Genomic DNA, 16,295 nt, shown 5'->3' on the forward strand with positions numbered 1-16,295 from the left:
CCATTATGTTTAAGAATTTTATCAAACGTCCCGTCATGGCGATAGTAGTATCGCTTATGATTATATTTTTAGGATTACTGTCAATTAAAACTTTACCTATTTCTCAGTTTCCTGAAATTGCTCCTCCGAGAGTTATTGTAACTCTAGCTTATCCAGGTGCAAGTGCAGATGTATTAGTAAAATCTGCATTAATTCCATTAGAGCGTTCTATTAACGGTGTACCAGGAATGAAATATATGGTTTCCGATGCAACAAGTGCAGGTGAAGCTACAATTCAAGTTATTTTCGAATTAGGAACCGATCCTAATCAAGCCGTTGTAAACGTTAAAAATCGTGTTGACAAGGTTATCAATAACCTTCCAAAATTAGTCCAAATGGAAGGAGTTATTGTAAACGTAGTTCAACCTAGTATGTTAATGTACATTAACTTATATAGTAAAGAAAAAGGCTCTGATGAAAAGTTCTTGTATAACTACGCTAACGTAAATATTATTCCTGAAATTCAGCGCATTAACGGAATTTCTCAGGCTCAAATTTTAGGTAACCGTAACTATGCAATGCGTGTTTGGTTAAATCCAGACAGAATGAGAGCTTATAAAGTCTCTATTGATGAAGTAATGGAAGCTATGGCCGAGCAGAGTATTATTGGTAGGCCAGGTCGTTTAGGACAAGCAACTGGTATTAAAGCACAATCTTTAGAATATGTTTTAGTTTATCAAGGGCGCTACAACAAACCTGAACAATATGAAGATATCATTATACGATCTAACTCTGAAGGTGAAATTATTAAGCTCAAAGATATAGGAAAAGTCGAATTTGGAAGTGAATTCTTTGATATTTATTCCAATAAAGACGGACATCCATCAGCGGCTATTCAATTAAAACAAGTTTACGGAAGTAATGCTAGTGATGTAATTGATAAAGTAAAAGATAAAATGGAAGAATTAAAAACTTCTTTCCCTCCAGGAATGGATTACGAAGTAAGTTATGACGTTTCTAGTTTCTTAGATGCTTCAATTGATAAAGTTTTACATACTTTAGTTGAAGCCTTCGTTCTTGTTGCATTAGTAGTTTTTATTTTCTTAGGAGATTGGCGTTCTACACTTATTCCAACAATTGCAGTACCTATTTCGTTAATTGGTGCATTCATGTTTATGAAAATGTTCGGGCTAACAATTAACTTAATCACTCTTTTTGCCCTTGTTTTAGCTATTGGAATTGTGGTAGATGACGCCATAGTAGTTGTGGAAGCCGTCCACGCCAAGATGGAAGAAGAACATGTCAGTCCATATAAGGCTGTACAAAAAGTATTAGGAGAAATTGGCGGAGCAATTGTTGCCATTACTTTATTAATGACATCAGTATTTGTTCCTGTAGCATTTATGACAGGTCCTGTTGGTATTTTCTACCGACAATTCTCCATTACTATGGCTTCTTCAATTGTAATTTCTGGAGTTGTAGCCTTAACATTAACACCTGTTTTATGTGCTATGATTTTGAAAAACAATCATGGTAAACCAAGAAAGAAAACACCAATAAATATTCTTATAGATGCTTTCAACCGTTGGTTCGAAAAGTTAACAGGCCGCTATACTAACATTTTAAATAAAATTATAACTAGAAGAATAGTTACATTTGGTGCTTTAGGAATATTTGCAGTAGCAACAATTTTTGTAAACAAAACACTACCTGCTGGGTTCATTCCAAGTGAAGACCAAGGTATGATTTATGCGATTATTCAAACGCCTCCAGGTTCAACATTAGAATATACAAACGACGTAGCGCGTAAACTTCAAGGTTTAGCCGAAAAAGTTGATGGTATTAAATCGGTTTCTTCATTAGCCGGTTACGAGGTCTTAACAGAAGGTCGAGGTTCAAACGCAGGTACTTGTTTAATTAACTTAGAAAGTTGGGAAGACCGTGAACACTCAGTAACAGAAATTATTGAAGAACTAGAAGAAAAATCAAAAGATTTTGGTGCTGTTATTGAATATTTTGAACCACCTGCAGTTCCAGGGTATGGAGCCGCTGGAGGTATTTCTTTACGTATGCTTGATAAAACTAATGGAGAAGATTATCATGAGTTTGAAAAAATAAACAATGAATTCATGGCTGCTTTAGGCGAAAGAAAAGAATTAACAGGTTTATTTACTTTTTACGCGGCTAATTATCCGCAATATGAAATAGAAATAGATAATCAAGCTGCTATGCAAAAAGGTGTATCTATTGGAGATGCTATGGAAAATCTAAATATTCTAATTGGTAGTACTTACGAACAAGGATTTATCCGTTTTAATAATTTCTTTAAAGTGTATGTGCAAGCCGATCCAGAATATCGTCGATATGCAAGCGATTTATTGAACTACTATGTAAAAAATGATAAGGGTGAAATGGTTCCTTATTCTGCATTTATGAAGTTGAAGAAAAAACAAGGTCCAAATGAAATCACTCGTTACAATCTATATAATTCAGCAGCAATTAGAGCTGTTCCTGCAAAAGGTTACACAACTGGTGAAGCCATTAAAGCGATACAAGAGGTTGCAAAACAACATTTACCAAGAGGTTATGATATTGATTGGGAAGGTTTAACCTTTGATGAAGCAAGGAGAGGTAATGAAGCTGTTGTAATTTTTATAATTGTATTAATATTTGTTTACTTCGTTTTAGCTGCACAATATGAAAGTTTTATTTTACCTCTAGCAGTAGTTTTATCATTACCTTCCGGAATTTTTGGAACTTTCTTACTTTTAAAATTATTCGGATTAGCAAATGATATTTATGCTCAAGTAGGACTCGTAATGCTTGTTGGTTTACTCGGTAAAAATGCCGTGTTGATTGTTGAGTTTGCCGTCCAGAAAAACCAGCAAGGCATGTCAGTACTCGAAGCCGCTATTGAAGGTGCAAAAGTACGTTTTAGACCAATTTTAATGACATCTTTCGCATTTATCGCAGGATTAATTCCATTAGTAAAAGCTACAGGGGCTGGAGCAATTGGTAACCGAACAATTGGAACATCAGCTTTAGGAGGAATGTTGTTCGGAACCATATTCGGAGTTCTTTTAATCCCAGGATTATACTACATATTTGGAAGACTTGCAGAAGGTAGAAGAATGATTAAAAATGAAGATTTTAAACCATTAACTGAAGATTATAATTATAACGACAAAAATGAAAATGATAAAAAAGATAAACATGAATAAAGCAAAGTTTATTTTAGGTGTAGTTGCTTTACTTATTCTTCATTCTTGTGGAATTCCAAAAATATCAACTAAAGAAAGTGAAGTAACTTTACCTGAGAACTATGTAACCAGTTCAAAGGATACTTTAAGTTCATCTGAATTAAAATGGAAAGATTTTTTTGATGATGAAAACTTAAATGCATTAATTGAAGAAACTCTTAAAAACAATCAAGAGTTAAATATTCTAATGCAAAAAGTTGCCATTGCGCAAAACGAAATTCAAGCTCGTAAAGGTGAATATTTACCTAGTGTAGGGTTTGGAGCTGGAGCTGATGTAGATAAAGTTGGAGAATTCACTAGAAATGGTGCAGTGGAAAAGAACTTAGAAATTAAAGACGGAAAAGAATTTCCAGAACCATTACCTAACTACCAATTTGGTTTATATAGCACTTGGGAAGTAGATATTTGGAAAAAATTACGTAATGCTAAAAAAGTAGCCTATATGGAATATATGGCTTCTCAAGAAGGCAGAAATTTATTGATTACAAATTTAGTTGCCGAAGTTGCTAATTCATACTATGAGTTAATTGCTTTAGATAGCCAACTTTCAAACCTTGAGCAAAATATTGAGATTCAAAAAAATGCTCTGGAAATTGTAAAACTTTTAAAAGAGTCAGCAAGAACTACTTCGCTAGCTGTAAAACGTTTTGAAGCAGAAGTTCAAAAAAATCAAAGTGAGATTTACAACTTAAAACAGGAAATCGTTGAAACCGAAAATAAAATTAACTTTTTAGTAGGACGCTTGCCTCAACCTGTAATAAGAAACTCGGCTAACTTTATAGAAATGCGACCAAAAATGGTTAATGTTGGTTTGCCTTCACAATTACTTGAGAACAGACCTGATGTTAGAAAAGCACAATTAGAATTAGATGCTGCTAAATTGAATATCAAAGTTGCTAAAGCTAACTTCTACCCTTCTTTAGGGTTGAAAGCTGGTATAGGTTTCGAAGCTTTTAAGCCAGATTTTCTATTAGAATCTCCTGCTTCATTATTGTATAATATTGCAGGAGAATTATCGGCTCCTTTGGTAAACCGAAATGCAATTAAAGCACATTACAAAAACGCTAGTGCAAAACAAATTCAATCAGCATATGATTATGAACAAACACTTTTAAATGCTTATATAGAAGTTGTTAATCAATTATCTAAAATTGATAATTTAGAGAAAAACTACGATTTAAAGAACAAACAAGTTGCTTCTCTAGATGAATCTGTAGAAATTTCTAATTTACTATTTCAATCGGCTCGTGCTGATTATATGGAAGTTTTACTAACTCAACGAGATGTTTTGGAAGCCAAAATGGCTTTAATTGAAACCAGAAAAGACCAAAAGATTGCTATGGTTAATCTGTACAGAGCACTTGGTGGTGGATGGAATTAATATGTAAATATTCATATCTTATATTTAGTTTATTTTGATTTTATGAAAAGCTACTTTTGAAAGTAGCTTTTCTTTTTTTAATTACTTAGAGTTAGAAAACATTCTTTACTTTTGAAATCTTAAAACATTAAATAATTTATAATGAAAAGAATAATATTTACAGACAAAGCGCCAGCTCCTATAGGTCCATACAATCAAGCAGTGTTAGTTGGAAATATTCTATACACATCAGGACAAATTGCAATTGATCCTCAAACTAACGAATTAATTCTTAGTGATATTGAAACGGAAACAAAACAAGTCATGGAAAATATGAAAGCGGTTTTGGAAGCTGCTGATATGAAATTTGAGGATGTTGTAAAAACTTCAATATTCATAAGTGATATGAATAATTTTGCAAAAATCAATACTGTTTATGCTAAATATTTTAATGAAGAGCTTGCCCCTGCAAGAGAAACTGTTGAAGTAGCATGTTTGCCTAAAAATGTAAATGTGGAAATTTCTATGATTGCTATAAAATAAAATAGCTACCAAAAGGTAGCTATTTTATTTTATTACTTCTATTTATTTTCCTGAAGCTTTCCAAGCAGAATAACCCCCTTCTAAATCAGTTACATCTTTGAAACCCATTTCTTTTAGTATTCCGGCAGCTTTTGCGCTTCTTCCACCCATTTTACAATAAACCATTACCGGTTTATCTTTATCTAAATTCGCAACTTTATCTTGAAAATCATCTTGTAAAACATCAACATTAGTTGCATCTCCTATATGTCCTTCTGCATATTCACCTGCAGTTCTTACATCTAATACTTGAACATTAGACTCTTGCATTTTTTGTTCAAATGCCTCAGGTGATGCTACTACAACTCCTTCTTGCTTTTGGTTAACACAAGATACTGCCATTAAAATAATTGATGTAATTCCTAAAACTAACTTTTTCATAATTTATTTTTTTATAAAATTACAAATTAATTTAGATGCTGACGTAATAAATTCACTAAATCATTCGTACCTAAAACACCTGATTGACGCCATAACATTTTTCCATCTTTAAATAACATCAAAGTCGGTACACCTCTAACCATAAATTCTGCAGCCAAATCTTGATGTTGATCTACATTTATTTTTATAATCTTAACATCGTCTTTAACCACTGTTTTAACTTCTTGCAAAATTGGTGACATCATTTTACATGGACCACACCAATCCGCATAAAAATCTACCAATGTTAATTGTTCTTGACTAATTATCTCGTTAAACTTTGCGTTCATATCTTTTGAATTTTTAACAAATTTAGTGCAAGAATTGTTCCTAAACTGTGATAAATGTTACATTTCTGCCAATATGACAATTGTCATTTTTTTTACGTGAAAACCATCTTAAATTTGAACCTATATTCATCTAGATTATGGCAGTTTCACTAATTCAAAAATATAATGTCCCTGGACCTCGATATACAAGTTATCCTACAGTTCCGTATTGGAAAGAAAATAGTTTTACTCCAAATCTATGGCTTAAATCATTAATAGAAACATATTCTGCAACCAATAAAACTGAAGGAATTAGCTTATACATTCACCTCCCGTTTTGTGAAAGTTTGTGTACTTTTTGTGGTTGCCATAAAAGAATAACTAAAAGACATGAAGTTGAACATCCATATATTGAAGCTGTAATCAAAGAATGGAATCTTTATTGTGATATTTTACCAGAACGCCCTAATATTAAAGAAATTCATTTAGGAGGTGGTACCCCAACCTTTTTTTCTCCAGAAAATTTAAAATACTTAATATCTTCAATTCTTGCCATTTCAAATGTCGAAGAAAATTACGAATTTAGTTTTGAAGGTCATCCTAATAACACATCTAAAGAACATCTACAAACTTTATACGATTTAGGTTTTAGAAGAGTAAGCTTTGGAGTTCAAGATTATTCAGATAAAGTCCAACATGCAATTCATAGAATCCAACCTTTTCATAATGTTGCTAAAGTGACACTTTGGGCCAAAGAAATTGGTTACACTTCTATAAGTCATGATTTGGTTTTTGGTTTACCTTTTCAAACCTTAGATGATGTTTTAGATACTATTGATAAAACCAATGCTTTACATCCAGATAGATTAGCGTTTTATAGCTACGCTCATGTTCCTTGGATAAAAGGTAACGGTCAACGTGGATTTAAAGATGAAGATGTTCCTAAAGATGATGAAAAACGAAAACTTTACGAGCAAGGAAAATTACAACTAAGCAAACATGGTTTTGTGGAAATTGGAATGGATCATTTTGCTTTAAAAAGCGATTCTATGTACCAATCATTTAAAGAAGGTAATCTACATCGAAATTTCATGGGGTATACAACAACTAATACTAAAGTAATGATTGGTTTAGGTGTTTCGTCAATTAGCGATAGTTGGAATGCTTTTGCGCAAAATGAAAAAGTTTTAGAAGACTATTATGCTCGCTTAGATAAAAACGAAATTCCTGTTTTTAAAGGTCATATTTTATCTGAAGAAGACTTAGTTATTCGCCAACATATATTAAATATTATGTGCCAATTCGAAACGAATTGGAATAACGAACATTTACAATTTACTGAATTGACAGAAGTAATTGATTCACTTTACGAAATGCAACAGGATGGTTTACTCGAATTACAAGAAAACAAACTCATTGTTACCGAAAAAGGAAAACCATTTGTGCGAAACATTTGTATGGCTTTCGATTTGCATTTAAAACGTAAAGCTCCCGAACGTCAATTGTTCTCGATGACGATTTAAACCTTCATCTCAATTAAAAACACTATTTTTGCAGAAATTCTGCATAAAATGAAGACTTTCCAAGATTTTGATTTACCTAAATCGCTTCAAAAAGCAATTGATGCTTTAGGACTAACCAATCCAACTCCAATTCAAGAGAAAGCAATGCCTGTTATATTATCTGGTAGAGATATGATGGGAATTGCGCAAACAGGTACTGGTAAAACTTTTGCTTATTTATTGCCTATTTTAAAGCAATGGAAATTTCAAGACACCGAAAGTCCTCGTGTCGTTATTTTAGTTCCAACACGTGAGTTGGTGGTTCAAGTTCAAGAAGAATTAGAAAAATTAACCGAATTCATGTCCGTTCGAGTGGCTGGAATTTTTGGAGGAGTAAATATTAATACCCAGAAAAAAGCTGTTGCAGAAGGAGTTGATATCGTGGTGGGAACACCCGGACGAACAATGGATTTAGCTTTAGATGGTGTTTTACGTTTCGATTCATTACAAAAGTTGGTTATTGATGAATTTGACGAAATCTTGAATTTAGGATTCCGTTTTCAAGTGACTTCTATTTTAACGATGATGAAAAACAAACGTCAAAACATTTTATTTTCAGCCACCATGACAGATGAAGTGGATGAAATGCTTGACGAATATTTTGATTTTCCTGAAGAAGTTTCATTAGCACAAAGCGGAACGCCACTTGAAAAAATCAAACAAATTGGGTATCATGTTCCAAATTTCCTTACCAAAGTAAACTTGCTAAAACACCTATTAGCAACTGATGAAAGTATGGAACGTGTGCTTGTTTTTGTGAATAATAAAAAGATTGTTGATACAGCACATACAATTATAGATGAAGATTTTCCAGAGCAATTTGGGGTAATTCATTCTAACAAATCGCAGAATTATCGTTTGAATACTATGGCTTCATTTCAACGTGGTGAATTACGTGGTTTAGTTACGACAGATATCATGGCGCGTGGTTTAGATATTTCAGATATTACTCACGTTATCAATTTACAATTCCCTGAAATTGAAGAACAATACATTCACCGTATTGGTCGTACGGGTCGTGCTGATAAAGATGGCGTAGCGATTAGTTTAATTGCTCCAAACGAAGAAGAATCGCAAGTGGAAGTTGAACTATTAATGAATCAGGAATTAGAAATTTTAGCTATTCCTGATGAAATCGAAATTTCTGAAAAGAAATTAGAATTTGAAAAAGACCGTCGTAAGTTTAAAACGATTGGTAAAAAACTAAATACGGTAAGTAAAGGAGAAGCTTTCCATGAGAAAAAAGATAAAAACAAAAAAGTAAATCTTGGCGGACCTGGAAAACGTAAACCGAGAAAAACGGCACCAAGGAACAGAGCTGCTGAAGCTAAAAAAGCACAGAAACGTAAAAGAAAATAGTACAAATTTGTCATTCCGAATGAAATGAGGAATCTCATAATGTGATTTCTCGACTTCTCTCGAAATGACAATAACATAACTCATTTTATGTCAGATTTCATCTCCGAAAAGAAATACAAAGACAACATTTTCAATGAAAACGATATTAAGTTTAAAGAATTTGAAAATTGTGTTTTCGATACTTGCGATTTTACCGCTTGTATTTTTCTAAGTGTGGTCTTTGTCGATTGTACGTTTATCAATTGTAATTTTCACGATACAAAAATTAATTACGTTTCACTTCGCGGTGTAGAGTTTAACGATTGTGATTTTACGAATGTAAATTTCGCCATGACCGACCAAGTCATTTATTATTTCAACTTTACCAATTGTCGCTTAGATTACACCAAATTTTACAGTTTGAAATTAAAAAAAATGCGTTTTACAGGTTGTAGTTTAGTTTCCGCGGATTTTATGGAAACCGATTTAACCGAAACTATTTTTGATAATTGCGATTTGCGTCGCGCTGTTTTCTATAAAACCAATCTTCAAAAAGCAGATTTTTCAACAAGTCGCAATTTTGTTATCGATCCGGAACAAAACAAAATGAAAAAAGCTGTATTTTCGTTGGAAGGCTTAAAAGGTCTACTCGAAAAATACAACCTGAACATAAAAGGATAAATATGAAATTAAAATTTCCTTCTGCACAAACTATATTATTATTAATTACAGCGCTTACTGTTTTACTAACTTGGTTTATACCTTCAGGAAAATATGATACGCTTGCATATGATAAAGAAGCTAATGGATTTGTGTTAAAAGGAAAGGAAACTTCATTACAACTAAAAGCGAGTCAACAAACTTTGGATTCGTTAGCGATTAAAATTCCATTAGATAAATTTACTTCTGGTGATATTTGGAAACCGATAAACATACCCGACACTTTTCACTACATTGAAAACGAACCACAAGGTTTAGTGTCGTTTCTGAAAGCTCCAATTAAAGGTATTATTCAAGCAGCCGATATTATTTTCTTTGTATTGATTTTAGGCGGAACTATTGGAATTATGAATTATTCTGGTGCTTTTGATGCAGGAATTACAAGTTTAGCTCAACTATTAAAAGGCAAAGAATTTCTACTGATTATCATCATTACAACGCTAATCGCATTGGGCGGAACAACTTTTGGTTTAGCTGAAGAAACTATTGCCTTCTACCCTATTTTAATTCCGGTTTTTTTACGAGCAAAATACGATGCAATGGTTCCATTAGCTGCGGTATACATTGGTTCGAGCGTTGGAACCATGATCTCTACGGTAAATCCGTTTTCGACAATTATTGCTTCAAATGTTGCAGGTATTAACTGGACAACTGGACTAACTTCAAGAATTATATTTCTGACTATTTGTACGATTGTTTGCATAGCTTACATCATGTGGTATGGAAAGAAAGTCCAAAAAGATGCTTCAAAATCGATTATTTTTAATCAGAAAAAAGAAATTGAACAGCATTATTTCTACAATAAAACAACAAATATTACATTAAATATTCCACAAAAAATTGCTTTAACCATTTTTTTATTATGTTTTATGGTGATGATTTATGGCGTTTCACAATTAGAATGGTGGTTTGAAGAAATGACTGCTGTTTTCTTAACGGGTTCAATCATTATCGGATTTGTCTTACTAATTAACGAAAAGAAATTTGTAACTGAATTCATAAAAGGTGCTGGTGAATTACTTGGCGTAGCTTTAATTATTGGAATTGCTCGTGGTGTTTCAGTAATTATGGAAGAAGGAATGATAATCGATACCATTTTATATCATGCAAGTACAATTACAAGTGGAATGAACAAAGGTATTTTTGCTAATATGATGATGCTAATTTATTCGGGATTATCGTTTTTTATTCCATCTTCATCTGGAATGGCAGTTTTAACGATGCCTATTTTTGCTCCTTTAGCAGATACTGTTGGAATAGGACGAGAAGTAATTGTAGATGCTTACCAATTAGGGCAAGGTTTGTTTGCTTTCATTAATCCAACAGGTTTAATTTTAGCTTCTCTCGCGATTGTAAATGTTGGTTATGACAAATGGTTAAAGTTTGTAATGCCATTAATTGGAATTTTATTGGTTCTAATTATTGGATATTTAACTTTAATATCGATTTAATTTTAATAATTTCCTCTTGAACTTTATCAGACTCAGTATTAAATATTGTATGTCCTGACTCTTTAAAACAAATAAACTTCTTATTTTCAGCATTTAATGCTTTAAAATATTTCTTTGTAATCTTAAAATGAGTTTGATTGTCATATTTCCCGACAAAAAAGTAAATTGGACATTTAATCTCAGGAGCAGTTTGGAACAAATTACTTTTTGCATTTTCTTTCCAAATTGGAAACCAAGTTTCCATCCATTTATAATAATTCTTCTTAAAATCTTCATTTAGAACACCATCAACGCCATTATGCACAAATAACCATTTTTGAAATAAAAAGAAATATGTTTCAGTTTTAAATGGAACATTTATGGTATTCAATTCTTCAATTGCAACATCCATTTTTTCATTTTTAGCCCATTTTTTTAATTCTATTAAAGATAATAAAGAACTCTCATCACAATCTACAACAGGACTAATAGGAATATATGCGGAAATTAATTCAGGATAATTTTTTGCCAAATAAAATCCCATTACAGAACCCCACGAATGAGATATTAAAAATATTTTCTTACGATTAAATTTTTTGAGTAAATACTTTACCATTTCAACAGCGTCTTGCTGAAATAAACTAACCGTAAGTAAATTGGGTGAAGAATTTAAATCTAATGTTTTTGAAGTTTCTCTTTGATCCCAATTAACAATAGTAAATTCATTTCTCAATTTGTCGGTAAAAATATTAGAAAACTGAAGTAATGATCTTCCTGGACCACCATGTAAAATCAATAGAATTGGGTTTTCTTTATTATTTCCTTTTATATCAATAAACTGTTTTATACCACCAATCTGAACAATTTCAGTAGTATCAATTTTAATTTTATGATTTTCAATTGAACTTTTAGCTTCAACCGAAAATGTAATAAACATTAATATTATTAATACCTTTTTCATCAAATGAACAAATATTAAACCTAATTATGCTGTTCAGAGAAAACCGAAAGTAACGTATCTCCATCAACCATTGCGTTTGGTGAGTTTTTCATAAGGTGTAAAACACGTTTCATCGCATAAGGATTCAATCCCATATTAATGCCAATTTCATTAATTTTAACTTGTTCGCGCTCGTGTAAAACGCCATCGGCATGCATTAATAACGCTAAACGATAAAACTGACAAATTCTATTAAATTCGTCTTTGATAACTGTTTTCTCGTGTTTTTTATCGAAGAGTTTATGCAAAGTTTCTTTGTCGATTTCAAGCTCTTCGGCAACAATTTGAATAAAATCGTATTCTCTGTCGTGCAATTCTCCATCTACAACAGCAAACGCAATCATTTCTTGTAATAAACCTATTCTTTCTTGATAATCTTCCATAATAAATAACTTTACTAGTGTAAAAGTAAACATTCTTTGGTTTTTATTGAATATCTTTGACTCATAATTTATTAACATGACAAACAACGATATATTTAAAAAGCTTCGTGTAGCCTTGCAATTACGAGATGATCAAATTGTTGAAATCTTACAGCTAGTCGATTTTAGAATGTCTAAAGGCGAATTAGGAAATTTCTTTAGAGATGAAAAACATCCAAAATATATGGAATGTGGCGACCAAGTTTTGCGTAATTTCTTGAACGGATTGGTTATTTATTTACGAGGCACGAAAGAAAACCCGAATAACCCTATGACTGTTTTGGCTTCTCAAAAACCTACTTCTGAAAAACCTAAAACAGAAGAAAAAGCAAAACCAAAACAAGAAAACAAACCTAAAAAATTCACACCAAAACCAACAAAAAAACCTGTTGTTGAGAAAGTTAAATTCAAAAACGGTAAGAATAAAAAATCATAGTTATAATTTTTTTCGTACATTTAAGGTAACAATCTAAAACGTACGACTATGAAAAAAAACATGGGAAAAACAGATAGAATGATTCGAATTATTCTAGCTATCATTTTAGTTTCAGTAGATTTTTTTAATGTTTTAAATTGGGAATATTCTTGGGTTTTATCACTATTTGCGATTGTACTCGTATTAACTTCGCTAATAAATTATTGTCCTCTTTATTCACCATTTAAAATAGATACTAGAGAAAATAAATAATAATAAAAATCCTCGTTAAGAGGATTTTCTTTTTCCTAAGTAATTCGTATTTTTGAAAACTGAAATAAGGCAAAACAAATTCAATGCACTTTAAACATCCAGAAATTCTATATTTCTTGTTTCTTTTGGTTATACCAATTCTTGTGCATTTATTCCAATTGCGAAAGTTCAAAAAGACGTATTTTACTAACGTAAAACTCTTAAAAGAACTTCAGCAACAAACTCAAAAAAGTAGTACTATAAAAAAATGGCTTTTATTGGTCACTCGCCTACTTTTAATTGCTTTTTTAATTCTTGCTTTCGCCCAACCTTTTTTTAAGGCTAAAGACGACACCAATGCAAAAAACGAATTGATTATTCTTTTAGATAATTCGTTTTCGATGCAAGCTAAAGGTGCAAATGGAGAATTGTTACGTAAATCAATTCAAGATATTTTAGAAAATATTCCTGAAAATCAAGAATTTTCTCTATTAACAACATCCGATATTTTTTGGGATACCAATAGCAAAGCCATTCAAAGTGATTTACAAAAACTGAAATATTCAAGTTATGCTTTTCAACCGCACTATTTGATTTCTAAAGTTGAAGCTAAAAAACCAAATACTACAAAAGACTACATTATTATTTCTGATGGAATTGGTTTTACTGAAAAGGAGTTGGAAAAATTCAATACTGAAACTACTTTTTTAAGTTTATCAAAAGCCGAAAATAAATCGAATATTGCAGTTACAAAAGTTGATATTTCTGCAGTAACTGATAATTTCTACGAAATAACCATTGGTTTACAACAATTCGGAAATAATGAAAATGAAATTCCGTTAACGATTACTGAAAACGAAAACACAATTGCTAAAACGCAAATCAAGTTTTCAAAAGAAAGCGAATCGGTAAAAATTAATATTCCAAAAAAAGCAATTAGCGGAAAAATTTCTATTGAAGATGGAAGTTTGCCTTACGATAACAATTTTTATTTCAGCATTGAAGAACCTAAAAAACTAAATGTTCTTATCATTGGAAACGAAACTAAAAATGATTTTTTACAACGTATTTTTAAAGGTGACGAATTCGAAACAACTGAAACAACTTTTGCCCAACTTAATTTCAATAAAATTGAAAACCAACAAACGATTATTTTAAACGAATTAGATGAAATTCCGCAATCGTTACAAAATACACTTTCGGTTTTTTACAAAAATGGTGGAAATTTAGTTCTTATTCCTTATGAAAAAATGAATCTTTCTAATGTAAATTCAGCATTGAAAAATTGGAGTTCAATTTACTTTAGTTCATTAAATAATCAAGAAAAATTAATTACTAAAATCAATTTCAATCATCCGCTATATAAAAATGTTTTTGAAAAGAAAATTAGTAATTTTCAATATCCAAAAGTTAATTCGAATTTTGCAATTCAAGGTAATTCTTTTTCGGTTTTACAATATGAAGACGGCAGTAACTTTCTAGCTTCAACAACAAATTCACTTGGAAATCTTTACCTTTTCAGTGCACCAATAAACAAGGAAAATAGCAACTTTCAAAATTCACCTTTAATAGTTCCTACTATATATAACATGGGAATTAACAAAGGAAATAGCAACCAATCGACATTTACTATTTCGGAAAATGAATCTGTTGTATTAGATGCTGTTTTATCGAAAGATGAAGTGCTTTCGGTTAGTAATGCGAATTACAGTTTTATTCCTTTGCAACAAATTTTGAATGATAAAGTAAAATTGTCGTTTGGCGATTATCCAGAACAAGATGGAAATTATTCGGTAACACAAAAAAACAACACTATAGCTAAATTGAGTTTTAACTATCCACGAACAGAAAGCAATTTGACTGTTCAAGATGAGGCTAATTTTAGTACTTTTACCAAAATTAATTCGGTACAAGAAGCCATGGATATTTGGCAACAAAAACGCACCGAAACTAATTTATGGAAATGGTTTCTAGCAACAACACTACTTTTACTCATAATTGAACTACTAATCCAAAAATTCGTAAAATGACAACGGTCGTACTTAAACAAGCAACAATACACGATTCTTCGAGTAAACACAACCAATCAACAAAAGATATAAAAATTGAAAATGGCGTTATCACTGAAATTGCCGATTCAATTGCTACAAATGATTCAGATATTGTTGTAAAACACGATGATTTACATGTTTCGCAAGGTTGGATGGATAGTTCAGTAAGTATGGGTGAACCTGGATTTGAAGATAGAGAAACCATTTCAAACGGACTTGATGTTGCAGCAAAAAGCGGATTTACAGCGATTGCTTTACAACCCAATTCGTATCCAGTAATCGACAATCAAGCGCAAATAAAATTTGTACAAGGAAAGGCAAAAGGAAAAGCCACAAACTTATATCCAATTGGTGCTTTAACTAAAAATAGCGAAGGAAATGATTTGGCTGAATTATTCGACATGCAAAATGCTGGAGCCATTGCTTTTGGGGATTATAACAAAGCTTTAGAAAATGCCAACATTCAAAAAATAGCTTTACAATATGTTCAAGATTTTGATGGATTAGTGGTCAGTTTTTGTCAAGATGCAAATGTTAAAGGAAAAGGAATTGTAAACGAAGGTGTTATTTCAACCCAATTAGGTTTAAAAGGAATTCCAACATTAGCTGAAGAATTGCATATCGCGAGAAACTTATATTTACTAGAATACACTGGCGGAAAATTACACATTCCAACAATTTCAACTTCAAAATCTATCGCTTTGATTAAAGAAGCGAAAGCAAAAAGCTTACAAGTAACGTGTAGTGTTTCAGTACATCATTTAGTTTTAAACGACGAAGTTTTACAAGGTTTCGATTCGAGATACAAAGTTTGTCCGCCATTGCGTGATGAAGCAACTAGAAAAGCTCTAATCGAAGCTGTTTTAGACGGAACAATTGATTGTATTACTTCCGATCACAATCCAATCGATATAGAACATAAAAAATTGGAATTCGATTTAGCAAAAGATGGAACAATTGGTTTAGAAAGTGCTTTTGGAGCATTACAAACCATTTTACCAACAGACGTTATTATCGATAAACTTACCGCAACAAAAACTATTTTCGGAATTGAAAAATCAAGTATCGAAATTGGTAACCAAGCTGATTTAAGTTTATTCACAACAAAAGGAAATTGGACTTTTAGCAAAGAAAATATTATAAGTAAATCTAAAAATTCAGCTTTCTTAGGACAAAATATGCTAGGGAAAGCATTAGGAGCTGTGAACAATGGACAATTGATAATGAATAATTAA

15 protein-coding genes are annotated in these 16,295 nt (G+C 31.6%); 11 read left to right on the plus strand and 4 right to left on the minus strand.

Annotated elements, in window-relative coordinates:
• Window positions 1-5: 5 nt before the first annotated feature.
• The 3 genes from KK2020170_RS11685 (at window position 6) to KK2020170_RS11695 (ending at window position 5,142) form a co-directional block, all read left to right on the plus strand.
• Window positions 6-3,200: an efflux RND transporter permease subunit gene (locus tag KK2020170_RS11685; protein WP_221258501.1), complete on the plus strand. Its 3,195-nt coding sequence runs from the start codon at window positions 6-8 to the stop codon at window positions 3,198-3,200.
• Window positions 3,193-4,620 (plus strand): TolC family protein, encoded by a 1,428-nt coding sequence (locus KK2020170_RS11690; RefSeq protein ID WP_255567316.1) that lies wholly within the window; start codon window positions 3,193-3,195, stop codon window positions 4,618-4,620. Before KK2020170_RS11685 ends, KK2020170_RS11690 begins: the two co-directional genes overlap by 8 nt.
• A 141-nt stretch (window positions 4,621-4,761) precedes the next feature.
• On the plus strand, window positions 4,762-5,142 hold the full coding sequence (locus KK2020170_RS11695; protein WP_221258503.1) for a RidA family protein: 381 nt from the start codon (window positions 4,762-4,764) through the stop codon (window positions 5,140-5,142).
• 42 nt (window positions 5,143-5,184) lie between these two features.
• Here KK2020170_RS11695 and KK2020170_RS11700 read toward each other — a convergent pair whose 3' ends face one another.
• Together KK2020170_RS11700 and trxA are read right to left on the minus strand one after the other, a co-directional pair.
• Window positions 5,185-5,562 carry a rhodanese-like domain-containing protein gene (locus KK2020170_RS11700; RefSeq protein ID WP_221258504.1) on the minus strand — a complete coding sequence of 126 codons (378 nt, stop codon included), beginning with the start codon at window positions 5,560-5,562 and terminating at the stop codon, window positions 5,185-5,187.
• A gap of 26 nt (window positions 5,563-5,588) precedes the next feature.
• Window positions 5,589-5,891 (minus strand): thioredoxin, encoded by a 303-nt coding sequence (trxA, locus tag KK2020170_RS11705; protein ID WP_221258505.1) that lies wholly within the window; start codon window positions 5,889-5,891, stop codon window positions 5,589-5,591.
• Window positions 5,892-6,028: 137 nt separating this feature from the next.
• Here trxA and hemN point away from each other — a divergent pair, with 137 nt between their 5' ends.
• The 4 genes from hemN (at window position 6,029) to KK2020170_RS11725 (ending at window position 10,941) form a co-directional block, all read left to right on the plus strand.
• Entirely contained in the window at window positions 6,029-7,393 is a 1,365-nt protein-coding gene (gene hemN / locus KK2020170_RS11710; RefSeq protein WP_221258506.1) for an oxygen-independent coproporphyrinogen III oxidase, read from the plus strand.
• Window positions 7,394-7,441: 48 nt separating this feature from the next.
• Complete coding sequence (locus KK2020170_RS11715; protein ID WP_221258507.1) at window positions 7,442-8,791, plus strand: DEAD/DEAH box helicase; 1,350 nt, start codon at window positions 7,442-7,444, stop codon at window positions 8,789-8,791.
• 87 nt (window positions 8,792-8,878) lie between these two features.
• Window positions 8,879-9,451 (plus strand): pentapeptide repeat-containing protein, encoded by a 573-nt coding sequence (locus KK2020170_RS11720; protein ID WP_221258508.1) that lies wholly within the window; start codon window positions 8,879-8,881, stop codon window positions 9,449-9,451.
• Window positions 9,452-9,453: 2 nt separating this feature from the next.
• Window positions 9,454-10,941: a YfcC family protein gene (locus KK2020170_RS11725; protein ID WP_221258509.1), complete on the plus strand. Its 1,488-nt coding sequence runs from the start codon at window positions 9,454-9,456 to the stop codon at window positions 10,939-10,941.
• On the opposite strand, the gene KK2020170_RS11730 is transcribed toward KK2020170_RS11725, so the two are convergent.
• Both KK2020170_RS11730 and KK2020170_RS11735 read right to left on the minus strand, forming a co-directional pair.
• Window positions 10,910-11,881, minus strand: coding sequence for an alpha/beta fold hydrolase (locus KK2020170_RS11730; RefSeq protein ID WP_221258510.1), 972 nt, complete (start codon window positions 11,879-11,881; stop codon window positions 10,910-10,912). The two genes, KK2020170_RS11725 and KK2020170_RS11730, sit on opposite strands and share 32 nt — an antisense overlap.
• Before the next feature lie 20 nt (window positions 11,882-11,901).
• Entirely contained in the window at window positions 11,902-12,336 is a 435-nt protein-coding gene (locus KK2020170_RS11735) for a TerB family tellurite resistance protein (protein ID WP_255567317.1), read from the minus strand.
• A gap of 43 nt (window positions 12,337-12,379) precedes the next feature.
• On the opposite strand from KK2020170_RS11735, the gene KK2020170_RS11740 reads away from it, so the two are divergent.
• The 4 genes from KK2020170_RS11740 to KK2020170_RS11755 all read left to right on the plus strand — a co-directional run bounded on the left by KK2020170_RS11740 (window position 12,380) and on the right by KK2020170_RS11755 (window position 16,295).
• Window positions 12,380-12,778 carry a DUF1456 family protein gene (locus KK2020170_RS11740; protein ID WP_221258511.1) on the plus strand — a complete coding sequence of 133 codons (399 nt, stop codon included), beginning with the start codon at window positions 12,380-12,382 and terminating at the stop codon, window positions 12,776-12,778.
• A 48-nt stretch (window positions 12,779-12,826) separates the two neighbouring features.
• Window positions 12,827-13,030 (plus strand): YgaP family membrane protein, encoded by a 204-nt coding sequence (locus tag KK2020170_RS11745; RefSeq protein ID WP_221258512.1) that lies wholly within the window; start codon window positions 12,827-12,829, stop codon window positions 13,028-13,030.
• Between the two features lie 83 nt (window positions 13,031-13,113).
• Entirely contained in the window at window positions 13,114-15,039 is a 1,926-nt protein-coding gene (locus tag KK2020170_RS11750; protein ID WP_221258513.1) for a vWA domain-containing protein, read from the plus strand.
• The gene (locus KK2020170_RS11755) at window positions 15,036-16,295 is read left to right on the plus strand and encodes a dihydroorotase (protein WP_221258514.1); all 1,260 of its coding nucleotides are present in this window, start codon (window positions 15,036-15,038) and stop codon (window positions 16,293-16,295) included. The genes KK2020170_RS11750 and KK2020170_RS11755 overlap by 4 nt, the downstream gene beginning before the upstream one ends.

This window comes from Flavobacterium okayamense, from assembly GCF_019702945.1.
GTDB lineage: Bacteria > Bacteroidota > Bacteroidia > Flavobacteriales > Flavobacteriaceae > Flavobacterium > Flavobacterium okayamense.